The organism is Caballeronia sp. M1242 (assembly GCF_017220215.1).
In the GTDB taxonomy this organism is placed as follows: domain Bacteria; phylum Pseudomonadota; class Gammaproteobacteria; order Burkholderiales; family Burkholderiaceae; genus Caballeronia.
On the sequence record NZ_CP071129.1, the window covers coordinates 1,299,068 to 1,326,042 of the forward strand.

General features: G+C 64.4%; 21 protein-coding genes and 1 pseudogene. 8 read left to right on the plus strand and 14 right to left on the minus strand.

Going from position 1 to position 26,975, the window contains the following annotated elements:
* Positions 1–860 precede the first annotated feature (860 nt).
* The 11 genes and pseudogenes from JYK05_RS06050 to JYK05_RS06100 form a co-directional block, all read right to left on the minus strand.
* Positions 861–1,922 (minus strand): annotated as a pseudogene (locus JYK05_RS06050) (NlpC/P60 family protein); the annotation flags it as partial.
* Positions 1,923–2,113: 191 nt separating this feature from the next.
* On the minus strand, positions 2,114–3,988 hold the full coding sequence (locus JYK05_RS06055) for a PhoH family protein (protein ID WP_206468090.1): 1,875 nt from the start codon (positions 3,986–3,988) through the stop codon (positions 2,114–2,116).
* 381 nt (positions 3,989–4,369) lie between these two features.
* The gene (locus JYK05_RS06060) at positions 4,370–4,831 is read right to left on the minus strand and encodes a peroxiredoxin (protein WP_206468091.1); all 462 of its coding nucleotides are present in this window, start codon (positions 4,829–4,831) and stop codon (positions 4,370–4,372) included.
* A gap of 59 nt (positions 4,832–4,890) precedes the next feature.
* The gene (locus tag JYK05_RS06065) at positions 4,891–5,787 is read right to left on the minus strand and encodes a polysaccharide deacetylase family protein (RefSeq protein ID WP_206468092.1); all 897 of its coding nucleotides are present in this window, start codon (positions 5,785–5,787) and stop codon (positions 4,891–4,893) included.
* Between the two features lie 9 nt (positions 5,788–5,796).
* Entirely contained in the window at positions 5,797–6,843 is a 1,047-nt protein-coding gene (locus JYK05_RS06070; protein WP_206468093.1) for a bifunctional UDP-4-keto-pentose/UDP-xylose synthase, read from the minus strand.
* Entirely contained in the window at positions 6,840–7,826 is a 987-nt protein-coding gene (locus tag JYK05_RS06075) for a formyltransferase (protein WP_206468094.1), read from the minus strand. Before JYK05_RS06075 ends, JYK05_RS06070 begins: the two co-directional genes overlap by 4 nt.
* The gene (locus tag JYK05_RS06080) at positions 7,823–8,866 is read right to left on the minus strand and encodes a glycosyltransferase (RefSeq protein WP_206468095.1); all 1,044 of its coding nucleotides are present in this window, start codon (positions 8,864–8,866) and stop codon (positions 7,823–7,825) included. Before JYK05_RS06080 ends, JYK05_RS06075 begins: the two co-directional genes overlap by 4 nt.
* Positions 8,867–8,882: 16 nt before the next feature.
* Complete coding sequence (locus JYK05_RS06085) at positions 8,883–10,040, minus strand: DegT/DnrJ/EryC1/StrS aminotransferase family protein (RefSeq protein WP_206468096.1); 1,158 nt, start codon at positions 10,038–10,040, stop codon at positions 8,883–8,885.
* 37 nt (positions 10,041–10,077) lie between these two features.
* Complete coding sequence (locus JYK05_RS06090) at positions 10,078–10,449, minus strand: SMR family transporter (RefSeq protein ID WP_175940252.1); 372 nt, start codon at positions 10,447–10,449, stop codon at positions 10,078–10,080.
* 85 nt (positions 10,450–10,534) lie between these two features.
* Positions 10,535–12,208, minus strand: a complete 1,674-nt coding sequence (locus JYK05_RS06095; protein WP_206468097.1) for a glycosyltransferase family 39 protein — start codon at positions 12,206–12,208, stop codon at positions 10,535–10,537.
* Between the two features lie 313 nt (positions 12,209–12,521).
* Positions 12,522–12,896 carry an Mth938-like domain-containing protein gene (locus JYK05_RS06100; RefSeq protein WP_175940254.1) on the minus strand — a complete coding sequence of 125 codons (375 nt, stop codon included), beginning with the start codon at positions 12,894–12,896 and terminating at the stop codon, positions 12,522–12,524.
* 497 nt (positions 12,897–13,393) lie between these two features.
* Here JYK05_RS06100 and JYK05_RS06105 point away from each other — a divergent pair, with 497 nt between their 5' ends.
* The 4 genes from JYK05_RS06105 to JYK05_RS06120 all read left to right on the plus strand — a co-directional run bounded on the left by JYK05_RS06105 (position 13,394) and on the right by JYK05_RS06120 (position 19,234).
* Positions 13,394–14,632: a pyridoxal phosphate-dependent aminotransferase gene (locus tag JYK05_RS06105; RefSeq protein ID WP_206468098.1), complete on the plus strand. Its 1,239-nt coding sequence runs from the start codon at positions 13,394–13,396 to the stop codon at positions 14,630–14,632.
* A gap of 26 nt (positions 14,633–14,658) precedes the next feature.
* Complete coding sequence (locus tag JYK05_RS06110; protein WP_175940256.1) at positions 14,659–15,975, plus strand: homoserine dehydrogenase; 1,317 nt, start codon at positions 14,659–14,661, stop codon at positions 15,973–15,975.
* Between the two features lie 15 nt (positions 15,976–15,990).
* Positions 15,991–17,436 carry a threonine synthase gene (gene thrC / locus JYK05_RS06115; RefSeq protein WP_175940257.1) on the plus strand — a complete coding sequence of 482 codons (1,446 nt, stop codon included), beginning with the start codon at positions 15,991–15,993 and terminating at the stop codon, positions 17,434–17,436.
* A gap of 205 nt (positions 17,437–17,641) precedes the next feature.
* A complete protein-coding gene (locus tag JYK05_RS06120) occupies positions 17,642–19,234 on the plus strand; it encodes an ABC-F family ATPase (RefSeq protein WP_206468099.1) in 1,593 nt (530 codons plus the stop codon).
* 96 nt (positions 19,235–19,330) lie between these two features.
* Here JYK05_RS06120 and JYK05_RS06125 read toward each other — a convergent pair whose 3' ends face one another.
* The 3 genes from JYK05_RS06125 to JYK05_RS06135 all read right to left on the minus strand — a co-directional run bounded on the left by JYK05_RS06125 (position 19,331) and on the right by JYK05_RS06135 (position 22,323).
* Positions 19,331–19,534 carry a DUF1289 domain-containing protein gene (locus tag JYK05_RS06125; RefSeq protein ID WP_159836099.1) on the minus strand — a complete coding sequence of 68 codons (204 nt, stop codon included), beginning with the start codon at positions 19,532–19,534 and terminating at the stop codon, positions 19,331–19,333.
* 22 nt (positions 19,535–19,556) lie between these two features.
* Positions 19,557–20,768, minus strand: coding sequence for a phospholipase A (locus tag JYK05_RS06130; RefSeq protein WP_241269888.1), 1,212 nt, complete (start codon positions 20,766–20,768; stop codon positions 19,557–19,559).
* A gap of 223 nt (positions 20,769–20,991) precedes the next feature.
* Positions 20,992–22,323, minus strand: a complete 1,332-nt coding sequence (locus tag JYK05_RS06135) for an Nramp family divalent metal transporter (RefSeq protein WP_175940260.1) — start codon at positions 22,321–22,323, stop codon at positions 20,992–20,994.
* A gap of 574 nt (positions 22,324–22,897) precedes the next feature.
* Between JYK05_RS06135 and JYK05_RS06140 the strand changes: the two genes are divergently transcribed.
* The 4 genes from JYK05_RS06140 to JYK05_RS06155 all read left to right on the plus strand — a co-directional run bounded on the left by JYK05_RS06140 (position 22,898) and on the right by JYK05_RS06155 (position 26,970).
* On the plus strand, positions 22,898–23,953 hold the full coding sequence (locus tag JYK05_RS06140; RefSeq protein ID WP_175940646.1) for a polyamine ABC transporter substrate-binding protein: 1,056 nt from the start codon (positions 22,898–22,900) through the stop codon (positions 23,951–23,953).
* Positions 23,954–24,074: 121 nt separating this feature from the next.
* Complete coding sequence (locus JYK05_RS06145) at positions 24,075–25,247, plus strand: ABC transporter ATP-binding protein (protein ID WP_175940261.1); 1,173 nt, start codon at positions 24,075–24,077, stop codon at positions 25,245–25,247.
* Positions 25,244–26,152, plus strand: a complete 909-nt coding sequence (locus JYK05_RS06150) for an ABC transporter permease subunit (RefSeq protein WP_175940262.1) — start codon at positions 25,244–25,246, stop codon at positions 26,150–26,152. The genes JYK05_RS06145 and JYK05_RS06150 overlap by 4 nt, the downstream gene beginning before the upstream one ends.
* Positions 26,152–26,970: an ABC transporter permease subunit gene (locus tag JYK05_RS06155; RefSeq protein ID WP_175940647.1), complete on the plus strand. Its 819-nt coding sequence runs from the start codon at positions 26,152–26,154 to the stop codon at positions 26,968–26,970. The genes JYK05_RS06150 and JYK05_RS06155 overlap by 1 nt, the downstream gene beginning before the upstream one ends.
* The last annotated feature ends 5 nt before the right edge of the window (positions 26,971–26,975 follow it).

The window sequence follows — 26,975 nt, forward strand, 5'->3', positions numbered from 1 at the left end:
GTTGCGAACCGGGCGATGGGGTCGTCGTTCGATGCGGCGCGCGGCGGAGTAAGCGAGCCCGTCGACGCCCGCATCGCGCGCACGGGCGGTTCGGCGGGCTGCGACGCCATGGCCGCTTGCGCTTGCTGCCGCGCGGCGCGTGAGAGTGGCGGTGGAGGCTCGTAGGCATCGGCGGCGGCCTGGATCGGATCGGGTGCCTGGCTCGCGGGCGCGATTGTTCTTCTGCTGGCTGTCTGCGACTGGCGCTGTGCGGCGCTCAACGATGCGGGCGGTGGTTCGTATGGGTCAGCGCCGGCGGCAGATGTTTGACGGGCGAAGGCCGAAGCCGCTGCAGACGATTGCCGCTGCGCCGCGCTCGACGAAGCGGGCGGCGGTTCGAAAGCGTCCGCGCTGGCGGCTGCGCCAGGCGTTCGACGCGCGTAAGCCGAAGCCGCAGCGGACGATTGCCGCTGCCCAGCGCTCAACGAAGCGGGCGGCGGTTCGAAGGCATCGGCATTGGCCGATGCCGCAGGCGCTTGACGTGCGTAGGCCGAAGCCGCTGCAGACGATTGCCGCTGCGCCGCGCTCGACGAAGCGGGTGGCGGTTCGAAGGAATCGGCATTGGCTGATGCTGCGGGCGTTTGACGCGCGTAGGCCGAAGCCGCAGCGGACGATTGCCGTTGCGCGGCGGTCAATGATGCAGGCGGCGGCTCGAAGGCGTCCGCGCTGGCGGCTGCGGTAGGCGCTTGCCGCGTGTAGGCCGAAGGCGCAGCAGACGCCTGCCTCTGCGCGGCGGTCAACGATGCGGGCAGTGGTTCGAAGGCGTCGCCGCTAGTGGCCACTGCGGGCGCTTTCTGCGCGTAGGCCGAAGCCGTCGCCGACGATTGCCTCTGCTCGGCGCTCAACGATGCAGGCGGCGGTTCGAACGCATCGGCGCTAGCGAGTGCTGCGGGCGTTCGGCGGGCGTAAGTCGAAGCCCCAGTAGACGATTGCCGTCGCGCAGCGCTCAACGATGTAGGCGGCGGCTCAAAGGCATCGGCGCCAGCGGGTGCTGCGGGCGTCTGGCGGGCGTAAGCCGAAGCCCCAGCCGACCACTGCCGCTGCGCAGCGTTCACCGACGCCGGCGGCGGCTCGAAAGAGTCCGCGCCGGTGATTGCGGCCGGCTTCTGGCGGACATTGGCCGAGGCGACGGAAGCACCAGCCGTCGTCGCTGAGACAGGCGCCCGGCTCGCATATGCCGAAGCCATAGACGTTTGCAGCTGCGCCGCGCCGATCGACGTCGACGGTCGCTCGACGGCAGCGACACTGGCCGTTGCCGGCATCGGCTGACGCGCATACGCCGGCTCCCCAGAATCCGCCCCGCGCGACGCCACATACGTCGGCGCATCGAACGGCGTCGGCGCCGTCTTCGGCGGCGCGACGCGGCGAATGCCGTCAAACCGCTTCGCCCAATAAGGATTCGTCAGGTAATCGAGCCGCACGGTGCCGCCCGTCGACGGCGCATTCACGAAACGCAGCTTGCCGACATAAATGCCCACATGCGAATGCGGCCGCCCGGTCGTGTTGAAGAAGATCAGGTCGCCGGGCGCGACTTCGTCCGGCTCGATGGATTCTCCGCGCCCGCTCATTTCGGCGGTCGTGCGCGGCAGATTCACGGACGCGGCGCGATCAACGACATAGCGCACGAGCCCGCTGCAATCGAAACCTGCCTCCGGCGTATTGCCGCCCCATCGATACGGCACGCCGACGAGCGACATCGCCTGAATGGAAATTTCCTCGCGCCCGACGCTGTGATCGACGAAGTTCGGGAAGCCCGACGGCGGCTTATACGCGCGCGGCGTCGTGCCGGCCGAGACCGCGGGCTTGCGCGCCGCCTGTTGCGGCGCGCTTCCGCACGCGGCAAGCAGGACGGACACGAAAAGCGGTAGCCAGATTCGACGCATTGAAGCCGAGCGAGCGCGCTCGCCGAAGAGAAGACAGTCCGCCGATACTAGCCCGCCGCACGGCCGTGCGGCAAGACATCGTGAGGTTTCACTTTAACTTTGTGCGATAAGTGTTGCGAGAGCGGAACGCGCGGACAAAGAAAAGCCCGGCGGATCGCTCCGCCGGGCCGTCGCATTGAAGTGCGCGTGCTTTACAGAATGTCCGAAGCGTAGTCCGCCAGTCGCGAACGCTCGCCGCGCGCCAGCGTCACATGGCCGCTGTGCGTCCAGCCCTTGAAGCGGTCGACGACGTAAGTCAGCCCCGAACTCCCTTCGGTCAGATACGGCGTGTCGATCTGCGCGATGTTGCCGAGGCACACGATCTTCGTACCCGGACCGGCGCGCGTGACGAGCGTTTTCATCTGCTTGGGCGTCAGGTTCTGCGCCTCGTCGATGATCACGTATTTATCGACGAACGTCCGCCCGCGCATGAAGTTCATGCTCTTGACCTTAAGCCGCGAGCGGATCAATTCCTGCGTGGCTGCGCGGCCCCATTCGCCGGCGGCATCGTCGGTTTTCTGGAGGACTTCGAGGTTGTCGTCGAACGCGCCCATCCACGGCTGCATCTTTTCTTCCTCGGTGCCCGGCAGGAAGCCGATGTCCTCGCCGACCGGCACCGTCGCGCGCGTCACGATAATTTCGTTGTAGCGCTTGTCGTCGAGCACTTGCGCGAGGCCGGCCGCGAGCGCCATCAGCGTCTTGCCGGTGCCCGCCTGACCGAGCAGCGTGACGAAATCGACTTCCGGATTCATCAAGAGATTCAGCGCGAAGTTCTGCTCGCGATTGCGCGCCGTGATGCCCCACACATTGTTCTTGTGATGCCCGTAGTCGCGCAGCGTCTGAAGCAGCGCCGTCTTGCCGTTGAGTTCGCGCACGACCGCGTGGAACGATGGCTCGCCGTTCTGCGGCTCGAGATAGACGAACTCGTTGACGAGCATGGACGGGCAGAGCGGCCCGGTCACGCGGTAATACGTGGTGCCGGTCTTGGTGTCCTGCCAGCTTTCCATGCCCTTCGCGTGCTTCGTCCAGAAATCCTGGGGCAGCGCGCGCACGCCGGAATAGAGCAGGTCCTTGTCTTCAAGCACCTGATCGTTGAAGTAGTCCTCGGCGGGCAGGCCGAGCGCGTGCGCCTTGATGCGCATGTTGATGTCTTTCGACACCAGCACGACCTGCCGATCCGGCCGCTCCTTCTGCAGCGCGCGCACGACGCCGAGAATCTGGTTGTCCGCCTTGCCGATAGGCAGGCCTTCGACCGGCTCGATATCGGTCAGCGTCGTCTGGAAATACAGGCGGCCGAGCGCGTCGCGGTTGCCCTGCGCGGCAAGCGGAATGCCCTCCGACATCTGGCCCGCGTGCGCGACAAGCGCGTCGAGCGTGCGGCTCACCTGACGCGCATTGCGCGCCACTTCCGACATGCCCTTCTTGTGATTGTCGAGCTCTTCCAACGTCATCATCGGCAGATAGACGTCGTGTTCCTCGAAGCGGAAAAGCGAGCTCGGGTCGTGCATCAGCACGTTGGTGTCGAGCACGAAGAGCTTGCGCAGTTCTTCCTCGACCGCGCCGCGCTGGCGGCGCTTGTTCTGCGTGCGCGCGTCCTTGGCGGGCGCGGCGCTCGGGGCCGGCGTCGCGGCAGGCGCGTCCGCGCGCGCCTCGCGCTTGACGGGACGGGCTTCCTCGCTCGTCTCTTCCTCTTTCTGGCGCGCAGCGGGCACCGGCTGCAAGAGAGCGGCAGTCTGCTTCGTGCGACGGCCGCGCGCAACGGGCGCGCCCGGCGCGGCAGCGGCGGGCGTCTCGGCGGATGCGTCCTGCGGCGCCTGCGCGAGCACGTCACTGGCGATGGAGCGCAGCGTGGTGGCCGCATTCGCAGCTGCGGGACGCTCGGCGGCGACGGTCTCGACCGAGCCGATGGCGTCGTCGTCGCTCGCCGCAGCCTGTTTTTTCGGCTGCTTCGAAGGCCGGGCTTTGGCCTTGTACTCTTCGGCCGGAAGGAGATGGCCGAGCTTGGCCGGGGCGGTAGGCAAAGGCATGGTGTTCCCTCGAAAGGAATCGGGTCGTGTATCGTGCGCCGCCTGTCGCATCCTGCTCGTCCGCCCGTAAGCTACGTGTGCCGCAGTTTGCGCCCGGTGGCGCGCTTCGTTGTCGAAAACGCCGGTTCGCCTAGGTTTCGATCTGCTCCTTGAGGTTGCGTCGCGCCCACGACAAAAGCGAGGAAGCGCGCGACACCAATAAAAAAGCCGCCGTTCCGGCTACCGGAACCAGCGGCTGACTTCTCTTTCAGAGCGCCTGCGCCGTGCCCGTTCCACATAGCCCGGGTCCATGCCGACCGCGCCAAACGGCATGCGGCGGCTCGCGCAAAGGCTTGAGGAATGGGGTGGACAGGCGCTCATTGCGAATCAATATAACGTGCCTCAAATGGCTTGTACAGCCTCGACGATGGCCTCCACGTGCCCCGGCACCTTGATGCCGCGAAACTCGCGCCGCAGCACGCCGTCGGCGTCGAGCAGAAAGGTCGAGCGCTCGATGCCGCGCACTTCCTTGCCGTACATCTTCTTCATCTTGATGACGTCGAACAGCGAGCAAATGGCTTCGTCGGCGTCGGAGACGAGCGTGTAGGGCAGCTCCAGCTTGGCCTTGAAGTTGTCGTGCGACTTCACGCTGTCACGCGAGATGCCGACGATTTCCGCGCCGGCCGCCTTGAACTGGTCGTAGTGGTCGCGAAATTGCAGACTCTCCGTGGTGCAGCCCGGCGTGTTGTCCTTCGGATAGAAGAAGAGCACGACTTTCTGGCCGCGCAGGCTGGAAAGCGTGAACTCGCCGCCCGTGGCGGGCGCGGTGAAGTCGGGAACGGGCTGGTCGACTGCGACTGGCACGAAGGTTTCTCCTGTTGTTGTCTTGTGTTCGCTGTGTATCGCCGATGCAAAACGGCGTCTCAGCCCGGCTGCACGATCAGCTCGCCTGCGCGGCCCGGGATCTCGCCCCACGTCACCGGATAAGACGGCAAGCTCGCGCGGTCGAGCGTCGCATGATAGTCGCCCATCGTGGCGAAGCTGTGTCCCTGCGCGCGCCAGCCCGCGAGCAGCTGCTCGAATACCGGCGCGAGCTTCTGGCCTTCGAGCTCGGCGTGCAGCGTGAACACCTGATCGTGCGGATTATTCGCGGTATGACGCAAGACGTGCGCCGCGACGTTGCTCTCGTCGACGCCGTTCACGCCGAGCACTTCGTCGAGCGTGGGCAGCGTGGTCGGCATCTGGATATGCGCGAGCGTGCGGCCATCGAGCACCGGAATGTACGGCGTGTGTCCGCGGCCGTCGGAGGCATAGCGCATGCCCCAGGCGTCGATCTGCTCGAACGCGTAGCCGTTCATCTGCCAGCCGGCCGCCCCGTGCGTGACGGGCGGCGCGCCGAAAATCTCGACGAAGCGCGCGTGACTCTGCTCCATCTGCGCGACGGTCCACGCGCGGTCGCGCGAGCGCACGTTGTCCTGCCAGTAGACGTGATCCCACGTATGGATGCCGCACTCGAAGCCGGCTTCGTGAATCGCGCGCATCTCCGACACCGCGCGCCGGCCGATATCCGGCCCCGGCAGCAGCACGCCGTACATCAGCGTCCTGATGCCGTAGTGTTCGACCACCGACGTGCGCGACACCTTTTGCAGAAAGCCGGGCCGGAACACGCGGCGCAGCGCCCAGCCGGTGTGATCCGGGCCGAGGCTGAAGAGGAACGTCGCGCGGGCGTTGTACTTGTCGAGCAGGCGCCCGAGGTTCGGCACGCCTTCGCGCGTGCCGCGCAGCGTATCGACGTCGATCTTGAGGACGATGCGGGCCACGCTGCTTTCTTACGCCTGTTCGACGAGCTTGCGGGCTTCGCCCACGTGTCCTCGATACGCCTCGAAGATCTTGCGCAGCGCGTCGTCCATCGTGGCTTGCGGCGCCCAGCCGAGTTCCTGCATGGTGTTGTCGATCTTCGGCACGCGGTTCTGCACGTCCTGATAGCCCGTGCCGTAGTACGCGCCCGACGACGTTTCCACGAGTTGCACTTGCTTGGCCGTGTCCGCGTATTCCGGAAACTCGCCCGCGAGCGCGAGCATCTTGTTCGCCAGTTCGCGCACCGAGAAGTTGTTCTTCGGATTGCCGATGTTATAGATCTTGCCCGTCGCCACGCCGTCCTTGTTCTCGATGATCTTCATCAGCGCGCCGATGCCGTCGTCGATATCGGTGAATGCGCGCTTCTGCGCGCCGCCATCCACGAGGCTGATGTTCTCGCCGCGCACGATATGGCCGAGGAACTGCGTCACCACGCGCGACGAACCTTCCTTCGGCGTGTAGATGGAGTCGAGGCCCGGGCCGATCCAGTTGAACGGGCGGAAGAGGGTGAAGTTGAGCCCCTCCATGCCGTAGCCCCAGATCACGCGGTCCATCAGCTGCTTCGAGCACGCGTAGATCCAGCGCGGCTTGTTGATGGGACCGTACGAGAGCACGGAGTTTTCCGGGTCGAACTGCTCGTCGGTGCACATGCCGTACACCTCGGACGTCGACGGAAACACGAGATGCTTGCCGTACTTCACGGCCGAACGCACGATCGGCAGGTTCGCCTCGAAGTCCAGTTCGAACACGCGCAGCGGCTGCTTCACGTAAGTCGCGGGCGTGGCGATGGCAACCAGCGGCAGGATCACGTCGCACTTCTTCACGTGATACTCGACCCACTCCTTGTTGATGGTGATGTCGCCTTCGAAGAAATGCATCCGCTCGTGATTCGCGAGGTCGCCCAGACGATCGGTTTGCATGTCCATCCCGAAGACTTCCCAGTCGGTGGTTTCGAGGATGCGCTTGGACAGGTGATGGCCGATGAAGCCGTTGACGCCCAGGATGAGAACTTTTTTCATGAATGACGAGAGGATTGAATGAGTCGGCCGAATTCGGCGGAATCGACGGCGCGTTCTTCGCCCAAAGGTTGCGACGCGCTATCGAGCAGCCGGTGACGCAGCTCGTACACGGCGATCACGCGGCCATCGCCGCAGACGCCAAACAGCGCATTATCCGTCACCGTCAGGCCCGGCGGCAAACTGGCCATTGCCGCGAGCCGCGCGGGCGGGATGCCGGGCGCGCCGGTCGGCGGCACGAGCCGCGCGCGCGCGACGATGAAGCGATGCTCGCCGATATCGGTGAAGGCGCCCGGATAAGGTGGCGCGACCGCGCGAATCAGGTTGTAGACGCGCTCTCCCGGCTGCGTCCAGTCGATGCGGCCGTCTTCCGGCTTGCGACCGCCGTAATAGCTGCCGGCGGCGAGATCGTTCGGCAGATGCGGCGCTTCGCCCGCGAGCAGGGCGGGCAGCACGCGCCAGAGCGTCTGTTCGGCGGCGACCACGGTCTTATCGAAGACCTGCGCGGCGGTGTCGTCCGGCAGGATCGGCACGGGCGTCTGGGCGAGGATCGCGCCGGCGTCGGGCTTTTCGGCCATTTCGTGCAGCGTCGCGCCGGTTTCAGTCTCACCGTTGAGCACCGCCCAGTTGGTCGGCACGCGGCCGCGATACTTCGGCAAGAGCGAGCCGTGCATGTTGTACGCGCCGCGCTTCGCAAGCGCGAGCAGCGCGACGGGCAGCATGTGCCGGTAATAGAACGAAAAGATGAAATCGGGCGCGGCTTTAGCCACGGCTTCGTGCACTTCCGGGGCTTTGGGATCGGCCGGCGTGATGACTTCTATCCCGCGTTCCGCCGCGACCTGCGCGACGCTGCCGAACCATATGTTCTCGCTCGCGCTGTCCTCGTGCGTGACGACGAGCGCGACGTCCACGCCGCGCGCGAGCAGCACTTGCAGACAACGCACGCCGACGTTGTGATACGCGAAGACGACGGCGCGCGGCTTCATCGGCCCGGTTCCTCGCGGCCGATCACGGCGGCGGCGACCGGCTGCACGGGTTCCTGCATCGGCTTGCTTGCGATGGAAAGCCCGTCGCGCTGTTCGAGAATGGTCTGCACGAGATAACGCGGACGCGCGCGCACCTGCTGATAGATGCGGCCGATGTATTCGCCGAGCAGCCCGAGCGCGAAGATGATCACGCCGAGCATGAAGAACGTGATGGCGAAGAGCGTGAACACGCCCTGAACTTCCGCGCCGAACATGAAGCGGCGAATCAAGAGCAGCACGAACAGGCCCGCGGAGCCGACCGACAGAATCACGCCGATGAACGACAGCCATTGCAGCGGCACCACCGAGAAACCGGTGACGAGGTCGAAGTTCAGGCGGATCAGGCTATAGAGCGAGTACTTGGATTCGCCCGCGAAGCGTTCCTCGTGCGCGACGTCCACTTCGATCGGATTCTGCGCGAACGTGTACGCGAGCGCCGGAATGAACGTGTTGATCTCGCCGCAGCGGTTGATCGTATCGATGATGTGCCGGCTGTACGCGCGCAACATGCAGCCCTGGTCGGTCATGCGAATCTTCGTGATGCGCTCGCGCAGGCGGTTCATCGCGCGCGAAGCCTTCTTGCGCCACAGGCTGTCCTGCCGCTGCTGGCGGATGGTGCCGACGTAGTCGTAGCCCTCGCGCATCTTCGCGACGAGCTTGCCGATTTCTTCCGGCGGATTCTGCAGATCGGCGTCGAGCGTCACGACGATCTCGCCGCGCGACTGCTCGAAGCCCGCGAGAATCGCCATGTGCTGGCCGTAGTTGCCGTTGAGCAGAATGACGCGCGTGGTATCGGGGCGCGCGTGGAACTGCTGCGCGAGAAGCGCGGCCGATTTGTCGCGGCTGCCGTCGTTGATGAAGATGACTTCATACGACGCGCCGAGCGCATCCAGTGCCGGGTACAAGCGCTGGAAGAGGGCGGCGAGACCGTCCTCCTCGTTGTACACCGGAATGATGACCGAGACCTCGGGCGAACTCGCCGGAAAATCGGTATGACTCATGTGGCTGTGCGTTTCCTTAACGATTGTGTCCATACTGCTCGCAGATTTCGTCGACGGACTTCACGACATGCGCGACATCGTCCGCGCTCATGCCGGGAAAGAGCGGCAAGGTCACGGTGCTCGCGCCGAAGCGCTCCGCGTGCGGGAACATGCCTTCCCTGAACCCGCGCTCACGGTACAGCGTGAACAGATGCAGCGCCGGATAATGCACGCCGCTGCCGACGTTGCGCTCCTTCAGTTGCGCCATGAACTCCGCCCGCGTGAGGCGCAGGTTGTCCAGCGGCAGCGCGATCTGAAACATGTGCCAGTTGCTGTCGGCGAAGTTCTTCACTGGCAGCCCGACACCGAGCCGCGCCGCCGCGCCGCCTTCGAATGCGTCGAAGTAGAGACGCGCCAGTTCGCGGCGGCGTTCGGTGATCGACTCGATCCGGCGGAGCGATCCTAGCCCGACGCGCGCCGCGACATCCGTGAGATTGTATTTGCCGCCCAGCACGTCGCAGTCCATGCCGTCGAAGCCCGTGCGCGTGATGCCCTGCAGCCGGTACTTGCGCGCGAGTTCCGCTTCGTCCTCGTTGTTCATCACGAGCGCGCCGCCTTCGATCGACGTCACGTTCTTGTTCGCGTGAAAGCTGATCGACACCAGATCGCCGAACGAACCGATGCGCTTGCCGCGCCAGCTTGCGCCGACCGCCTGCGCGGCGTCTTCGATCACGCGCAGCTTGTGGGCGCGCGCGATCTCGTAGAGCCGATCCATGTCCACCGGCAAGCCCGCGAGATACACCGGCATCAGCGCCTTCGTGCGCGGCGTGATCGCGCGTTCCAGCAAGTTCAGGTCCATGTTGCGCGTGACCGGGTCGATATCGACGAAAACCGGCGTGGCGCCCACTTCCAGAATCACGTTCGCGGTCGAGACCCAGGTCATCGGCGTGGTGATGACCTCGTCGCCCGCGCCGACGCCCGCGATCCGCAGTGCGATCTCCATCGTGCAGGTGCCGGAATTGAACGCGCGCACCGGACGGCCGCCGAAGTACGCCGACAACTCCGCTTCGAACTGCTGATTCTGCGGGCCGGTGGTGATCCAGCCGGAGCGCAGCACGTCGACGACGCCCTGGATGGTCTCTTCGTCGATCTCGGGCTTGACGAAGGGCAGGAACGGCCGCGAGGTCTGAGTCATGGAGTGTGTGCTTAAAGAGTGTGGAGAGAATCCGGGGTCAGCCGCGCGCGAGCACGGCCACGCCGACGAGAATGATGCCGATGCCGACGAGCCGCTGCACCGACAGCACTTCGCCGAACAAATACCATGCCGCGAACGCGTTGACGACGTAGCCGAGCGAGAGCATCGGGTAGGCAAGCGACACGTCCACGCGCGACAGCCCGACAATCCACACGACCACGCTCACGACGTAGCACGCGAGGCCGCCGATGATAGGCCACTGCGTCGCGATCTTGAAGCCGACCGGCAGAATGTTCGCCGGCGTCATGTCGAAATGGCCGACGGCATTCACGCCTGCTTTGAGCAACAGTTGGGCGCACGCGTTCAACAATACGCCGATGACGATGCAAGTGAAGGATATCGGGTTCATCGATGAAGAATAAGGATACTCGGTTCGCCGCCGGATGCCGAACGCTCGTGCGCTGGCGGCACCGTGGCGGGGCGGCGCCGCGCCATCAGGGCTGCGGCTTTTCGACGATCACGCGGCGCGCGTCCCGGGCGATGACCTGCATCGGCACATGGCGCGCGAGCATCTCGTCATAGCGCGACGGCGGCAGCAGCGCAAGCGCGTAGCGGTCGGCGTCCCATTGTTTCACCCAGTCGTCGAGCGTCGGCAGCCACTTCTGCGGCTCAGCATGCACGCCGAAGTTCAGCTCGTCGGCTTCCTGCACCATGATCATCGTATGGCCGAGGTAGAAGGGCATCGTGTGATCGAGCTTCGCCACCGAATAGAACGGCGCGTCCGGCGGCAGCTCCGCCATCGCGGCCTTCACGGCGGGCACGAGCTTCACGCCCGAGCTGTCGGTGCCGAACACATCGTGGCCCGTGCCCGCGATGGTCCCGAGCAGCAGCCACGCCGCGCCGAGTCCCGCCGCGCCCGCGAGCACGCTGCGACGGTTCAGCCACAGCGCGAAGATCGTCACGACGAAGGCCACCGCGAGTGCCGCATAGACCCACACCTGGAACTCGCGATACAGCGCGTTCGGCGTATTCGCGCTGCCAGCCCGGCCGATGAAAATTGCGCCGAACGCCGCGGCGATCAGGAACACCGCATATCCGATCAGGTGCCTGCGGTACTGGCTGCGCGTGAGCGACGGCAAATAGAGCCCCAACACGAGCGCGATGGCTGGCGCGATAGGCAACACGTACGAAATCAGCTTCGAGTGCGAGGCGCTGAAGAACAGGAAGATGAAGGCGGACCAGATGAGCAGCATCGTCACCGGCGCGAAGCCGTTCGGCTGGCGCGGCGTCTTGATGCCGTGGCGCACGCTCTGGAACGCGATGGACAGCCACGGCAGGAACCCGACGATCAGCACCGGCACGAAGTAATAGAACGCGCCGGGGCGGTTCTGCTCGGGCGTCAGATAGCGCTTGAACTGCTGGACGATGAAGAAGAAATCGAAGAACTCGGGATTCTTCATCTGCACGAGCACGAACCACGGCGCGGCGACGAGGAGGAACACGATCAGCCCGCTGCCGATATAAAGCCGCTTCCACAGCGCCCAGTCGCGCGAAACCAGCGAATAGAGCACGAGCACCGCGCCCGGCAGAATCAGCCCGACGAGGCCCTTCGAGAGCACGGCGGCGGCCATCGCGGCCCAGCAGAGCCACATCCACAGCCGCACCTGCCGCGTCGGCAGGCCGGGCCGCTGCGCGAGCAGCAGCGCGCAGAGCGTCACCTCCATCCAGAACGACAGGCCCATGTCCAGCGTGTTGAAGTGGCCCATCAGGTTCCAGTACGGGCAGGTCGCGAGGATCACGGCGGCGGCGAAACCGGTCATCGCGTTGAACACGCGCGTGCCGGTGTAGCCGACGAGCAGCACGCCCGCGAAGCCGGTGAGCGCGGTATAGAGCCGCGCCTGCCATTCGCCGATGCCGAACCACGCGAACGTCAGCGCGTTTGCCCAGGTTTGCAGCGGCGGCTTCTCGAAATACTTGTAGCCGTTGTAGCGCGGCGTGATCCAGTCGCCGGTCGCGAACATCTCGCGCGCCATTTCGGCGTAGCGGCCTTCGTCGCTCGGCACCAGATGACGCAGGCCGAGCGGCGCGAACCAGACGATCGCGAGCACGAGTACCAGAAGAATGAGCGAAAGACGTGTGAGCGGTAGCCGCGAAGGCGTATCGTTCATGAAGTCGACCTGTCCGATGCCGCAATTGCGGCGCTAGTGATTCGAAATGGCTTGGCGAGGCGCGATGCCGGCGCTTTCATGCGCCCGGTGCTTCCGGCGCGCGCCGCATCTTCAGGCACGCATGCGCCGCCGAAGTTCGCTCGCAACGGCCATGACGTGCGGGACGCGGTGGCGTGCGCGCCGGGCGGGAGTGTATCGCACGCGCGGCCGCGATTCGTCAATTTGGCGCACGCGGATAGGGCACGCGCAGCCCGCGACCCGCGAGTGTGCCTGACCCCGGCTTATCGGACGCTTATTGAATCTCGGGGTGACATCACCCTTCGATCAAAAGCGCAGCGGCGACGCGCCGCCCCTCTGACATCAAAATGTTGTAGGTGCGGCAGGCCGCGCCGAAGTCCATTGTCTCGACGCCGATGCGATGCTTCGCCAGATTCGCGACGAGGCGCGGATGCGGAAAGCGCAGCTTCGAGCCGCTGCCGAAGATCACCACTTCGGGCGCGGCTTCGATGAGCGCGTCGAAGTCGGCGGGGGTGAGGGCGTCGAACGCGGTGACGGGCCAGTCCTGCACGGGCGCGTCCGGCACGATGATCACGCTGCCTTCGTGGCGCTGGAGATTGACGGCCACGAAGCCTTCGCCGTAGCTCGTGATGGTGTTGAGCGCGCCGCTGGATTCCTGATGAAGTTTCAAAACGATGATCCGGCAAGGAAAGAGGGGGCGGGCCCGGTTCCGGCTGACGCGCGGCGCCCGATCCGGCGCGGCGCACCGCGTCAACGGGGCGAAACGCTCCCGCCGATGGTGCACGATGGTGCATTGCGGAACTGAGCCATAATCAGTAAATTATAACTTTCCGGCCGCCGGGTTCGCTTGCGGCGCCCGTTGCGCTCGCGTGCCGCCACAAGCCGCCATCGACACGCAATCCGGCCGGCAGCGCCCTTGCCCTATCTGGCCCGGCGTCAATCGCGGCGCCGGCCATTGCGCAAAGTCAAACGGCTGGGTCGGCCGCACAACTCCGTAACATCCCGCTTTGCCTGTCCGGCGCTGTTTCGTCGATACTCGTCGACACTTCGGCGATACTTCGAGCGGCGCCGCGCGTCCGGACGGCGCGGTGGCCGCCGAAATCGCCCGCTTCAGCAGCCGCACAACAAGCGAACCCGACAGCCCGTTCAACAAAAGAGCCGCTAGCCGTGAAACCGATCCTTAAATCCAACAAGCTGCAAAACGTCTGCTACGACATCCGCGGTCCCGTGCTCGAACACGCGAAGCGCCTCGAAGAGGAAGGGCATCGCATCATCAAGCTGAATATCGGGAATCTGGCGCCGTTCGGCTTCGAGGCGCCGGACGAGATCATTCAGGACATGATCCGCAATCTGCCCGGCTCGTCGGGCTATTCGGACTCGAAGGGCGTGTTCGCGGCGCGCAAGGCGATCATGCACTACACGCAGCAAAAGGGCGTGGCGGGCGTCGAACTGGACGACATCTTCATCGGCAATGGCGCGTCCGAGCTGATCGTGATGGCCATGCAGGCGCTTCTGAACGACGGCGACGAAGTGCTGCTGCCCGCGCCCGACTATCCGCTGTGGACCGCGGCCGTGAGCCTCTCGGCGGGCACGCCGCGCCACTACATGTGCGAGGAAGGCAACGGCTGGATGCCCGATCTCGACGATATTCGCGCGAAAATCACGCCGAACACGAAGGCGCTCGTCGTCATCAATCCGAACAACCCGACGGGCGCGCTGTATTCGGACGAACTGCTGCTGGAACTGATCGGCATCGCGCGCGAGCACGGTCTCATCATTTTCGCGGACGAGGTGTACGACAAGATCGTCTACGACGGCAAGACGCATACGTCGATGGCCGCCCTGTCAGAGGACGTCATCACGGTCACGTTCAATAGCCTCTCGAAGAGCTATCGCTCGTGCGGGTATCGCGCGGGCTGGATGGCGATTTCGGGGCTGATCGAGGAGAACCGTCGCCGCGCGAAAGACTATCTCGAAGGGCTCGGCATTCTCGCGTCGATGCGCCTGTGCCCGAACGTTCCCGGCCAGTACGCCATTCAGACGGCGCTCGGCGGCTATCAGAGCATCAACGACCTGATCGTGCCGGGCGGACGGCTTTTCAAGCAGCGCGATCTCGCCTACGACATGCTCACGGCCATTCCGGGCGTAAGCTGCGTGAAGCCGCAGGCCGCGCTCTACATGTTCCCGAAGCTCGATCCGAAGATGTACCCGATCGCCGACGACCAGCAGTTCATCACCGATCTGCTGCTCGAAGAACGTGTTCTGCTCGTGCAAGGCACCGGCTTCAACTGGCCGACGCCGGATCATTTCCGCGTGGTCTTCCTGCCGAACATCGACGATCTGGCCGATTCGATCAACCGCATCGCGCGCTTTCTCGACGGCTATCGCAAACGGCACTCCGCTTAAATCTCCCTTTATAAGACTCGCGCAGTATGGAACCGATCAAAGTAGGACTCTTGGGCTTCGGCACGGTGGGCAGCGGCACCTTCACGGTGCTGCGGCGCAATCAGGAAGAAATCAAACGACGCGCGGGCCGCGGCATCGAGATCGCGCGCATCGCGGTGCGCACGCCGGCCAAGGCGAAGGCTGCGGAGGGCGTTGCCATTACCGACGACTTCCACTCGGTCGTCGACGATCCTGCCATCGATATCGTGTGCGAAATGATCGGCGGAACGGGCTTCGCGCGGGAACTGGTGCTGCGCGCGATCGCCAACGGCAAGCACGTCGTGACCGCGAACAAGGCGCTGCTCGCGGTCCACGGCACGGAGATCTTCGAAGCGGCGCGCGCGAAAGGCGTGATGGTCGCGTTCGAGGCGGCGGTGGCGGGCGGTATTCCGATCATCAAGGCGCTGCGCGAGGGTCTGACCGCGAACCGCATCGAGGCCATCGCGGGCATCATCAACGGCACCACGAACTACATTCTTTCGGAGATGCGCGACCGCGGCATCGACTTCGCGACGGCGCTTTCGGCCGCGCAGGAGCTGGGCTACGCGGAAGCCGATCCGACCTTCGACATCGAAGGCGTCGACGCCGCGCACAAGATCACGATCATGAGCGCGATTGCGTTCGGCGTGCCGGTGCAGTTCGACCGCGCGTACGTGGAAGGCATCAGCAAGCTCGCGGCGATCGACATTCGCTACGCCGAGGATCTCGGCTATCGCATCAAGCTGCTCGGCATCGCGCGGCGCACGGAGAAGGGCATCGAGCTGCGCACGCATCCGACGCTCGTGCCGGAAAAGCGCCTGCTCGCGAATGTCGAAGGCGCGATGAACGCGGTCGTCGTGCACGGCGACGCGGTCGGCATGACGCTCTACTACGGCAAGGGCGCGGGCGCGGAGCCGACGGCATCGGCCGTGGTCGCCGATCTGGTGGACGTCACGCGGCTGCATACCGCCGATCCGGAGCATCGCGTGCCGCATCTGGCTTTCCAGCCCGATAGTCTTTCGAACACGCCGATTCTGCCGATCGACGAGATCACGAGCGGCTATTACCTGCGGCTGCGCGTGGCGGACGTCACGGGCGTGCTCGCCGACATCACGCGCATTCTGGCGGACAAGGGCATTTCCATCGACGCGCTCTTGCAAAAGGAATCGCAACAAGTCGATGGCGCCCACGAGGGCGAAACGGACATCATCCTCATCACGCACGAGACCGTGGAAAAGAACGCGAACGCGGCGATCGCCGAGATCGAGGCGCTCGCGACGGTGGTCTCGAAGGTGACGAAGCTGCGCATCGCAGCCCTCAATTAAGCGCAGGACAGTGACATGAACTACATTTCGACGCGCGGCGCCGGCACCGGCGAGCGCCACACGTTTTCCGACATCCTGCTCGGCGGTCTCGCGAAGGACGGCGGCTTGTACTTGCCGGCGGAGTATCCGCGCGTATCGGCCGATGAACTCGAGCGCTGGCGCACGCTGTCGTACGCGGATCTCGCGTTCGAAGTGCTCTCGAAATTCAGCGACGACATTCCCGCCGACGACCTGCGCTCACTCACGCGCAAGACGTACACGGCGCAGGTCTACAGCAACGTGCGCCACGAGGAAAGCGCGTCGCAGATCACGCCGCTCAAGACGCTCGGCGTGGAAAACGGCGCGCCGCTTTCGCTGCTGGAACTCTCGAACGGTCCGACGCTCGCGTTCAAGGACATGGCCATGCAACTGCTCGGCAATCTGTTCGAGTACGCATTGGCCAAGCACGGCGAGGAACTGAACATCCTCGGCGCGACGTCGGGCGATACGGGCAGCGCCGCCGAATACGCGATGCGCGGCAAGACGGGCGTGCGCGTCTTCATGCTGTCGCCGCACAAGAAGATGAGCGCGTTCCAGACCGCGCAGATGTTTTCGCTGCAGGACCCGAACATCTTCAATCTGGCCGTGGAAGGCAACTTCGACCACTGCCAGGACATCGTGAAAGCGGTGTCGAACGATCACGCGTTCAAGGCAAAGCACAAGATCGGCACGGTCAATTCGATCAACTGGGCGCGCGTCGTGGCGCAGGTCGTCTACTACTTCAAGGGCTATTTCGCCGCGACGAAGAGCAATGATGAGCGTGTGTCGTTCACCGTGCCGTCCGGCAATTTCGGCAACGTGTGCGCGGGGCATATCGCGCGGATGATGGGCCTGCCGATCGACCAGCTCGTCGTCGCGACGAACGAGAACGACGTGCTCGACGAGTTCTTCAGGACGGGCGTGTATCGCGTGCGCGGCGCGGCGGAAACGTATCACACGACATCGCCGAGCATGGACATCTCGAAGGCGTCGAACTTCGAGCGCTTCGTGTACGACCTGCTCGGCCGCGATCCGGCGCGCGTCGTGCAGCTTTTCCGCGATGTCGAAGAGAAGGGCGGGTTCGATCTCGCGGCGAGCGGCGATTACGCGCGCGTGAAGCAGTTCGGCTTCGTGTCGGGCAAGAGCGGCCACGACGACCGCGTGCGGACCATCCGCGACGTCTTCGAGCGTTACGACACGATGATCGACACGCACACGGCGGACGGCGTGAAGGTCGCGCGCGAGAATCTCAAGCCCGGCGTGCCGATGATCGTGCTGGAGACGGCTCAGCCGATCAAATTCGGCGAAACCATCCGCGAGGCGCTCGAACGCGAGCCAGAGCGGCCGGCGGCATTCGTGGGACTTGAAAAACTGCCACAAAGGTTCGATATCGTTCCTGCCGATGCGGCTGTCGTGAAGGCATATATCGCCGAGCGGACCTGAGTTTCGGGAGCCACACGACGCGCGGGGGCGCGGTCCGAGCGAGGGCCGCGCCCCCGCAGTGCTTTCAGCGACGCATCATCGCGGGCATTTTTGCCGGACGTCGCGCCGGACAACCGCTCGCAGAACCGCCGCAGACGGCGAAAAAGCCGTCAAAAGCTGCTAAAATCTCAGGTTTTTCGCCGTACTCCATTCGAAAGGACGCGCCGTGCTGTCTACCGCCAATATCACCATGCAATTCGGGCCCAAGCCCCTCTTCGAGAACATCTCGGTCAAGTTCGGCGAAGGCAATCGCTATGGCCTGATCGGGGCGAACGGCTGCGGCAAGTCGACGTTCATGAAGATTCTGGGCGGCGATCTGGAACCTACTTCCGGCAACGTCATGCTGGAGCCGAACGTGCGTCTCGGCAAACTGCGTCAGGATCAGTTCGCGTACGAAGACATGCGCGTGCTCGACGTCGTCATGATGGGCCACACCGAAATGTGGGCCGCGATGACCGAGCGCGACGCGATCTACGCAAACCCGGACGCCACCGACGACGACTACATGCGCGCCGCCGAACTCGAAGCGAAGTTCGCGGAATACGACGGCTACACGGCGGAAGCGCGCGCGGGCGAACTGCTGCTCGGCATCGGCATCAACATTGCCGATCACAACGGCCCGATGAGCAACATCGCGCCGGGCTGGAAGCTGCGCGTGCTGCTCGCGCAGGCGCTGTTCTCGAAGCCGGACGTGCTGCTGCTCGACGAGCCGACCAACAACCTCGACATCAACTCGATCCGTTGGCTCGAAGACGTGCTCAACCAGTACAACTCGACGATGATCATCATCTCGCACGATCGACACTTCCTGAACCAGGTCTGCACGCACATGGCGGACATGGACTACGGCACGCTGAAGATCTGGCCGGGCAACTACGACGACTACATGCTCGCGAGCACGCAAGCCCGCGAGCGCCAGCAGGCCGCGAACGCCAAGGCGAAGGAACGCGTGGCCGATCTCCAAGACTTCGTGCGCCGCTTCTCGGCCAACAAGTCGAAGGCGCGCCAGGCCACCAGCCGCCTGAAGATGATCGACAAGATCAAGATCGAGGAATTCAAGCCGTCGTCGCGGCAGAACCCGTTCATTCGCTTCGACTTCGAGAAGAAGCTGCATAACATCGCGGTGGTGGCCGACAGCATCACGAAGAAGTACGACCGCACGATCTTCCAGAACTTCAACTTGAGCGTGCAGCCGGGCGAACGCATCGCGATCATCGGCGAGAACGGCGCGGGCAAGACCACGCTGCTCAAGGCGCTGAAGGGCGCGCTGGAACTGGACGGCGGCACGGTCAAGTGGGCGGAAAACGCGAACGTCGGCTACATGCCGCAGGACACGTACGAAGAGTTTCCGAAGGACGAGACGCTGACCGAATGGGTCGACCAATACCGTCAAGAAGGCGACGACGACCAGATGGTGCGCGGCACGCTCGGCCGGCTGCTCTTCAACGCGGACGACATCAAGAAGAACGTGAAAGTGCTGTCGGGCGGCGAGAAGGGCCGCATGATCTGGGGCAAGCTGATGCTCGGCCGCCACAACGTGCTCCTGATGGACGAGCCGACCAACCACATGGACATGGAGTCGATCGAGTCGCTGCAGATCGCGCTGGACAAGTACGAAGGCACGCTCATTTTCGTGTCGCACGACCGCGAATTCGTGAGCGGGCTTGCGAACCGGATCATCGAGGTGAAGACGGACGGCACGCTGCGCGACTTCGGCGGCAATTACGAGGATTTTCTGGCGAGCCAGGGGATTCAGTAAGCCGGCAAGTTCGGCCGCAGAAGAGAAAAAAGCCGCGTTCGCGGCTTTTTTCGTTTGCAGACGCCGGTTTTGTTGTGTCGGGCGACCGCCCAACGCTCACAGCTTGTCGTTGCGAAACCGCATGGCCGTTCCCTCGCGCGTGATCCGCTCCCAGATCGCGCGCTTTTCCTCGTCGCTCAGAAACACCCAGTTCGAGACTTCGCCCGCCGTGCGGCCGCAGCCTTTGCAGACTTCGTCGAAAAGCGTGGAGCACACGCCGATGCAAGGGCTGTCGGGTAGGTCGTGGAGAATCGAGGACATGAGCGGGATCGTCGGAAAAGAATCAGCGGGCAATACTGTAGCCTATCCGCGCGATCCAGTGATGCCGCTGGTTGTAGTCCAGAATGTCCTCGCCGTAGCCGTTGAAATAGCTCACGAAGACATAGCCGCCCCACGCGCTGCCGATCAGCTTCGCAAGCGGATAGGTCAGTTGCGAATCGACGCTGCCGTACCAGTGCTTCGTGCCCTTGCGCAGCGTGGTCGCGAGTTGCCAGCTATCCGGGCTGCCGTATTTCACGAGGAGATCCACGTAGCCGCGATAATCCGCGATATCTTCGTTGCCGCTCTTCGACAGGTAGTAATAGAACTTCGGCGACAGCGTCAGGTGATTGCTGTTGAGGTCGCCGAAGTCCCAGGTCGGTCGCACGAACGCGATGTTAATCGCGCGCGACTCGGGGCCGCTTCGCCCGTTCGACTCATGTCCGATACCCGCCGCCACGCCCATGCGCGTAAAAAGCGGGCTCTTCCAGCCGGTGTCCTGCACGTAGTAGAACAGCTGCGGCTGATAGCTCGTGTCGCGGAAGGGCGCGGACGGCGCCGACAGATTCCAGATCGACGTCTGCGTGTACGCGAAATACAAGTTGTCCAGAAAGCCGCGCGAGCGCGGGTCGTCCGGCAGATGCAGCCGGTATTTGAAGCTGAACTGGAACTTGGCGAGATTGTCGCCGTTGCGGCCGTCGGCGAAGTAGATCGGCTCGAAGGTCGAGAAGCGGCCGGAGAGCATGGTGTCGGTCGTCGTGGTCGGCACGTCCGACGTGTTCGCAACGGCGGCCGCGCTGGCGAGTTGCGTCGGCGTCGCCGCTTGCGTCTCGCGCTTCTCCGCGGCGACCACCTGCGTCTGATCCTCGCCCCGATTCAGCGTGACGAGCATCGGCGAGGCATCGAAGCCCACCGGATCGATCTTGATGGTGCCGCGCGCCGAGTCCGGCCACGGCGCGGAATACCGCACGCGCCGATACTGTCCCGGCACGAGCCGCAGTCGATCGGGCGTCTTCGGATCGCGCGCGAGGAGGAGCGGCGCGGGCGGCAGATCGCCGTTGGTCAGGCGCACGGTGAGCTGCTTCGGCACGTCCACGGTGAGCGGCTTCGCGTCGTCGTCGGTGTAGAGCAGCGTCAGTTCGAGCGGCTGCGTGGCCGCCGCTTCGCGCGCCGGTTGCAGCACGGCGACGGTCGCGTGCGCGGCGGTGCCGATGGAAAGACCCGACGCAAGGCACATGCACCGCAGCGCGCGGCGGGTTCGGAGGTTGAGGGACGGAATCGCAAGCAAACGGGGGCCTGAGGCCATGTAGTCGGCATCCTGTTGGCAAAGGGGAGATCGTCGGACTGCGGTGTCACTGCGGTCTCATTGAGTCCGACGAAGAGCACGAACTTTCGATCCTAACCGGATCACGCCGACCTTGCCCAGACGCCGGCGCTCGCTGTCCCGCGACAGGGAACGTTCAGTGGCCCGTCGCCGCTTGCCAGAGCATCGCGGCATTGAGCGCGACGATCACGCCCGCGCAGCCCCACGACAGCACGAGCGGCACGCGCGCGACGCGCCAGCGGCCCATGAGCCCGGCATCCGAAGCGAAGCGCACGAGCGGGATTACCGCGAGCGGCAATTGCACGCTCAACACGACCTGCGTGGCGACGAGCAGCGAGTTCGAGCCGTGTTGGCCGAAGCTTGCGACCGCCGCGAGCGCCGGGCCGATCGCGAGGCCGCGCGTGAGCAGCGCCCGCGCCCACCGCGCCACTTTCAGGTTCAGGAAGCCTTCCATCACGGCCTGGCCGGCGAGCGTGCCGGTCACCGTCGCGTTGAGTCCGCACGCGAGCAGCGCCGACGCGAACGCAATGCCCGCCCAGTGACTGCCGACGAGCGGCGCGATCAGCCGATGCGCGTCCGCCAGATCGTCGACTTCGGCGTGGCCGCCCGCGTGGAAGACGGCGGCGGCCACGATCAGCAGCGACGCGTTGACGACGAACGCAATGCCAAGCGACGCGAACGTGTCGATGTTCACGCCCTTGAGCGCGTCGCCGATAGCTTCGTCGTCGCGGTCCGCCGCATGGTCCCGAACGAGCGACGAATGCAGATAGAGGTTGTGCGGCATCACGGTGGCGCCGAGCACGCCGGCCGCGAGCCAGAGCATGCCGGCGTCGCGAATCAGGGCGCGCGGCGGCGCGAAGCCCGCCAGCGCCTCATGCCACGCCGGATGCGCGAGCGCGAGCTGGATTACGAAGCAGAAGCTCACGAACAAGATCAGCGCGGTCACGGCGCGCTGCAACGGCCGCTTGCCGCGGCTTTGCAGCGCGAGCATCGCAAACGTGCCGACCGCCGACATCAGCACGCCCACCGTGAGCGAGACGCCGAGCAGCATCTGCAAGGCGACGGCGCTGCCGACTACTTCGGCGACGTCGCACGCGATGATCGCGACTTCGCACGCGAGCCACAGCACGATGGTGGTGCGGCGGCTGTAGCGTTCGCGGCAAAGCTGCGCGAGATCGCGCCCGGTCACGACGCCGACGCGCGAGGCGACCCACTGGAGCAGCATGCCCATCAGGCTCGCGAGCAGCACGACGAAGAGCAGCTGATAGCCGTAACGCGCGCCGCTGGAAAGCGCCGTCGCCCAGTTGCCGGGGTCCATGTAGCCGACGGCGACGAGCGCGCCGGCTCCGGCGAACGAATACCAGCGGCCGCGCGGCCGCCGGGGCGGGAGATCGCGCGTGCCGGGGCGGGACGGTGCGCCGGACTTCGAGGCGGAGAGTTGAGCAAGCGCGGACGGGTTGGTGTTCATGCAGACGGTGGCCTCGAGGTGCGGTGCGACGGCGCGCTCGGGCGGTTCCCGAGGCCGCCGCAGCAGCGTGCGTGACGGATAAGCGTGACGGATGCCACGACGGCGACGCTTTCCCGCGACGCACGCTGGTTGATTAAGCAACGACTGTTCCGCTGATCGTTATTCGCGTCCGAAAGCGCCGCGCACCCCTTTTCGCGGCGGATTGAGAAGGGCACGCGACCGGCGGACGGGCGAACGTCACATGTGATGACATTACTGCGGCCTTTCGGCGCGGCCGAGCCGAAGCGCTTGGTTTTATCCGGTGTCGCGCGGGGCGATTAGGGGCTAAAATGCGCCCACTTTTGCGGGCGAAGGGTGTTGGCGCCATCGCCCGTGTGCTTTGCGCGACAAGCGGCGCATTATTTTTTGTCGCACTTCGGTTTAGTGGTAGTTTTCGGGGTTTTACAGGCTGTCGCGGGCCGCTCGACCAGAAGAGGCGTACCGCGTGCGCGATGCCATCGAGAAGTCGGAACAAGGGAGAATCGAGATGAACAACAAACTGGCGAAGCTCGCGGGCGCGCTCGGGTGCGCGGCGATGCTGCTTCCGCTCGGGGCATCGGCGAAAGACACGCAACTCAACGTGTACAACTGGTCCGACTACATCGCCAAGGACACGATCCCGAACTTCACCAAGCAGACGGGCATCAAGGTGAAGTACGACAACTACGACAGCGACGACACCCTGCAGGCCAAGCTGCTCACGGGCAACTCGGGCTACGACATCGTCGTGCCGACGAGCAATTACGCCGGCAAGCAGATTGCCGCGAACATCTTCTCGCCGCTCGACAAGTCGAAGCTGCCGAACCTGAAGTATCTCGACCCCACGTTGATGCAACTCGTCGCGGGCGCGGACCCCGGCAACAAATTCGCGGTGCCTTGGGCGTACGGCACGACCGGCCTCGGCTATAACGTCGACAAGGCGAAGCAGATCCTCGGCCCGAACGCTGAACTGAACAACTGGGACATCCTCTTCAAGCCGGAGAACATCTCGAAGCTGAAGGCCTGCGGCGTGTCCGTGCTCGACGCGCCGGACCAGATGTTCGCGGCCGCGCTGCACTACATCGGCAAGGATCCGATGAGCACGAATCCCGCCGACTATCGCGAAGCACTCGCGATGCTGAAGAAGATTCGCCCCTACATCACGCAGTTCAATTCGTCGGGCTATATCAACGACATGGTCGGCGGCGACATCTGCTTCACGTACGGCTGGTCCGGCGACGTGGTGATCGCGAAGCACCGCGCCATCGAGGCGAAGAAGCCGTTCAAGATCGATTACTACATCCCGAAGGGCGGCGCGCCGATCTGGTTCGACGTGATGGCGATTCCGAAGGACGCGAAGAACAAGGAAGCCGCGCACGAGTGGATCAACTACATCGAGACGCCGCAGGTCCATGCCGCGATTACGAACGCTGTGTACTACCCGAGCGCGAATCTGGAAGCGCGCAAATACGTGGACAAGGACGTGGCGAACGACCCGGCGGTGTATCCGCCGCAGGACGTCATCAAGACCCTGTTCCTGCTGAAGCCGCTGCCGCCCGAGATCCAGCGTCTGCAGACGCGGCTCTGGACGGAATTCAAGTCCGGCCGCTAAGTCGAGAGAACCGGTTATTCATTGAAATGACGAAGCCCTCGGACCTCCGGGGGCTTTGTTCGTGATTCGTCGGCGAAAGTGAAAGCGGCGAACCACAGACGCAGGAGTCGAACAGGCAATCATGAGTGAGCAGTCGAGCGCGTTGAAGGCAGCGCCACAATCGGGCCGGCCGCAGCCGGGCAGTGCGGCGTCCGGTCCGGGCACGGACGACAACTTCGTGCAGGTCGTGAACGTCGTCAAGAAATTCGGCGAGACGGTGGCCGTTCGGGGCGTCGATCTGTCGGTGAAGAAGGGCGAGCTTTTCGCGCTGCTCGGCAGTTCCGGATGCGGAAAGTCGACGCTGCTGCGCATGCTGGCGGGCCTCGAATCCGTGACGGAAGGGCAGATCCTGATCGACGGCGAGGACCTCGCGAAGATGCCGCCGTATCGCCGGCCGGTCAACATGATGTTCCAGTCGTACGCGCTCTTTCCGCACATGAGCGTGGAGTCGAACGTCGCGTTCGGGCTGAAGCAGGAAGGCGTGAAGGGCGGCGAGCTGAAAGACCGCGTGGAGAACGCGCTGCAACTCGTGCAGATGGCGCAGTTCGCAAAGCGCAAGCCGCATCAGCTTTCCGGCGGCCAGCAGCAGCGCGTGGCGCTCGCGCGCAGTCTCGTCAAGCGTCCGAAGCTGCTGCTGCTCGACGAGCCGATGTCCGCGCTCGACAAGCAGATTCGCCAGCGCACGCAGATGGAGCTCGTGAACATTCTCGACAAGGTCGGCGTCACCTGCATCATGGTCACGCACGATCAGGAAGAAGCGATGACCATGGCGAACCGCCTCGCCGTGATGAGCGAAGGCCGCATCGTGCAGCTCGGCACGCCGCACGATGTCTACGAGTATCCGAACACGCGTTTCTCGGCGCAGTTCATCGGCTCGACGAATCTCTTCGACGGCACCGTGGTCGAAGACGAGCCGGACCACATTTTCGTCGAATCGGCGGAACTGCCGGTGCGCCTGTACGTGAGCCACGGCATCACCGGGCCGCTCGGCATGCCGGTGACCATTTCCGTGCGCCCCGAGCGCATCGCGCTCACGCGCAAGCCGCCCGAAGGCACATTCAACTGGGGCCGCGGCAAGATCAGCAACATCGCGTACATGGGCGGCTACACGCTCTATCACGTGACGTTGGAAAGCGGCAAAACCGTGGTCGCGAATCTGTCCAGCCTCGCGATCGGCGAAATCGAATCGCCGACTTTCGACGACGAAGTCTACGTGCGCTGGAGCGCGTCGGCGGGCGTGGTGCTGACGTCATGATGATGAACGTGCTCAAGCGCATCGGCGTGAGCGGGCGCACCGCGGTTATCGCCGGACCGTATCTGTGGCTGTTGCTGCTGTTCTTCGTGCCGTTCCTGCTGGTCGTGAAGATCAGCTTCGCGGACAGCGAACTCGGCATTCCGCCGTACACGCAACTCGTCGCGATGAAAGACGGCGTGATGAACATCGCGCTGGATTTCTCGCACTACGCGTTCCTGTTGACGGACAGCCTGTACTTCGCGACCTACATGAATTCGCTGCTGGTCGCGGCTGTGTCGACGGTGCTGTGTCTCCTGATCGGCTATCCGATGGCGTATTACATCGCGCGTTCGAATCCGGCCACGCGCAACGTGCTGATGATGGCCGTGATGCTGCCGTTCTGGACGTCGTTCCTGATTCGCGTGTACGCGTGGATCGGCATCCTGAAGAACAACGGACTCCTGAATAACTTCCTGATGTCGATCGGCCTGATTCATACGCCGATCGAGCTATACCACACGAATATCGCGGTCTATATCGGCATGGTGTATTCGTATCTGCCGTTTCTCGTCATGCCGCTCTACGCGCATCTCGTGAAAATGGACCTGACCTTGCTCGAAGCCGCCTACGATCTCGGCGCAAAGCCGTGGAAGGCATTCGTGCAGATCACGCTGCCGCTGTCGAAGAACGGCATCATCGCGGGATGCCTGCTCGTGTTCATTCCGGCGGTGGGCGAGTACGTGATTCCGGAACTGCTCGGCGGCGCGGATACGCTGATGATCGGCCGCGTCATGTGGAACGAGTTCTTCGATAACGCCGACTGGCCGATGGCTTCGGCCGTCACCTGCGCGATGGTCCTGCTGCTGCTCGTGCCGATGGCGCTTTTCCAGCACTTCCAGGCGAAGCAACTGGAGGAAAACCGATGATCAAGCCGAGCCGTTCGCTGCAAATCACGGCGTTGGGAATCGGGTTCGCGTTTCTGTATATCCCGATCATCAGCCTCGTCGTGTACTCGTTCAACGACTCGCCGCTCGTCACCGTGTGGACCGAGTTCTCGCTGAAGTGGTACCGCGCGCTATGGTCCGACGACGAACTGATCAACGCCGCGTGGCTGTCGCTGCGCATCGCGTTTCTGACGGCGTGCGCGTCGGTCGTCATCGGCACATGGGCGGGCTTCGTGCTCGCGCGCATGGGGCGCTTTCGCGGCTTCACGCTGTACACCGGCATGATCAACGCGCCGCTCGTGATTCCCGAAGTCATTCAGGGCATCTCGCTGCTGCTGCTTTTCGTCGAAATGGCGAAGCTGATCGGCTGGCCGGCGGGGCGCGGGATCTTCACCATCTGGATCGGGCATGTGATGCTGTGCATCTCGTATGTCGCGATTATCGTGGAATCGCGTGTGCGGGAACTGAATCCGTCGCTCGAGGAAGCCGCGCTTGATCTCGGCGCGACGCCGCTGCGCGTGTTCTTCTCCATCACGCTGCCGCTCATCTCGCAGGCGCTCGTCGCGGGCTGGCTGCTGTCGTTCACGCTGTCCATCGACGACCTCGTGCTGTCGGCGTTCCTGTCCGGACCGGGATCGACGACACTGCCGCTCGTCGTGTTTTCGCGCGTGCGTCTCGGCCTGAATCCGGAGATGAATGCGTTGGCGACGCTCTTTATCGCGCTGGTGACGGTGGGGGTGATCGCGGCGAATGTCTTTATGCAGCGCAGCGAGCGGCGGCGGCTCGCGGCGGTGAGTTGATGCGT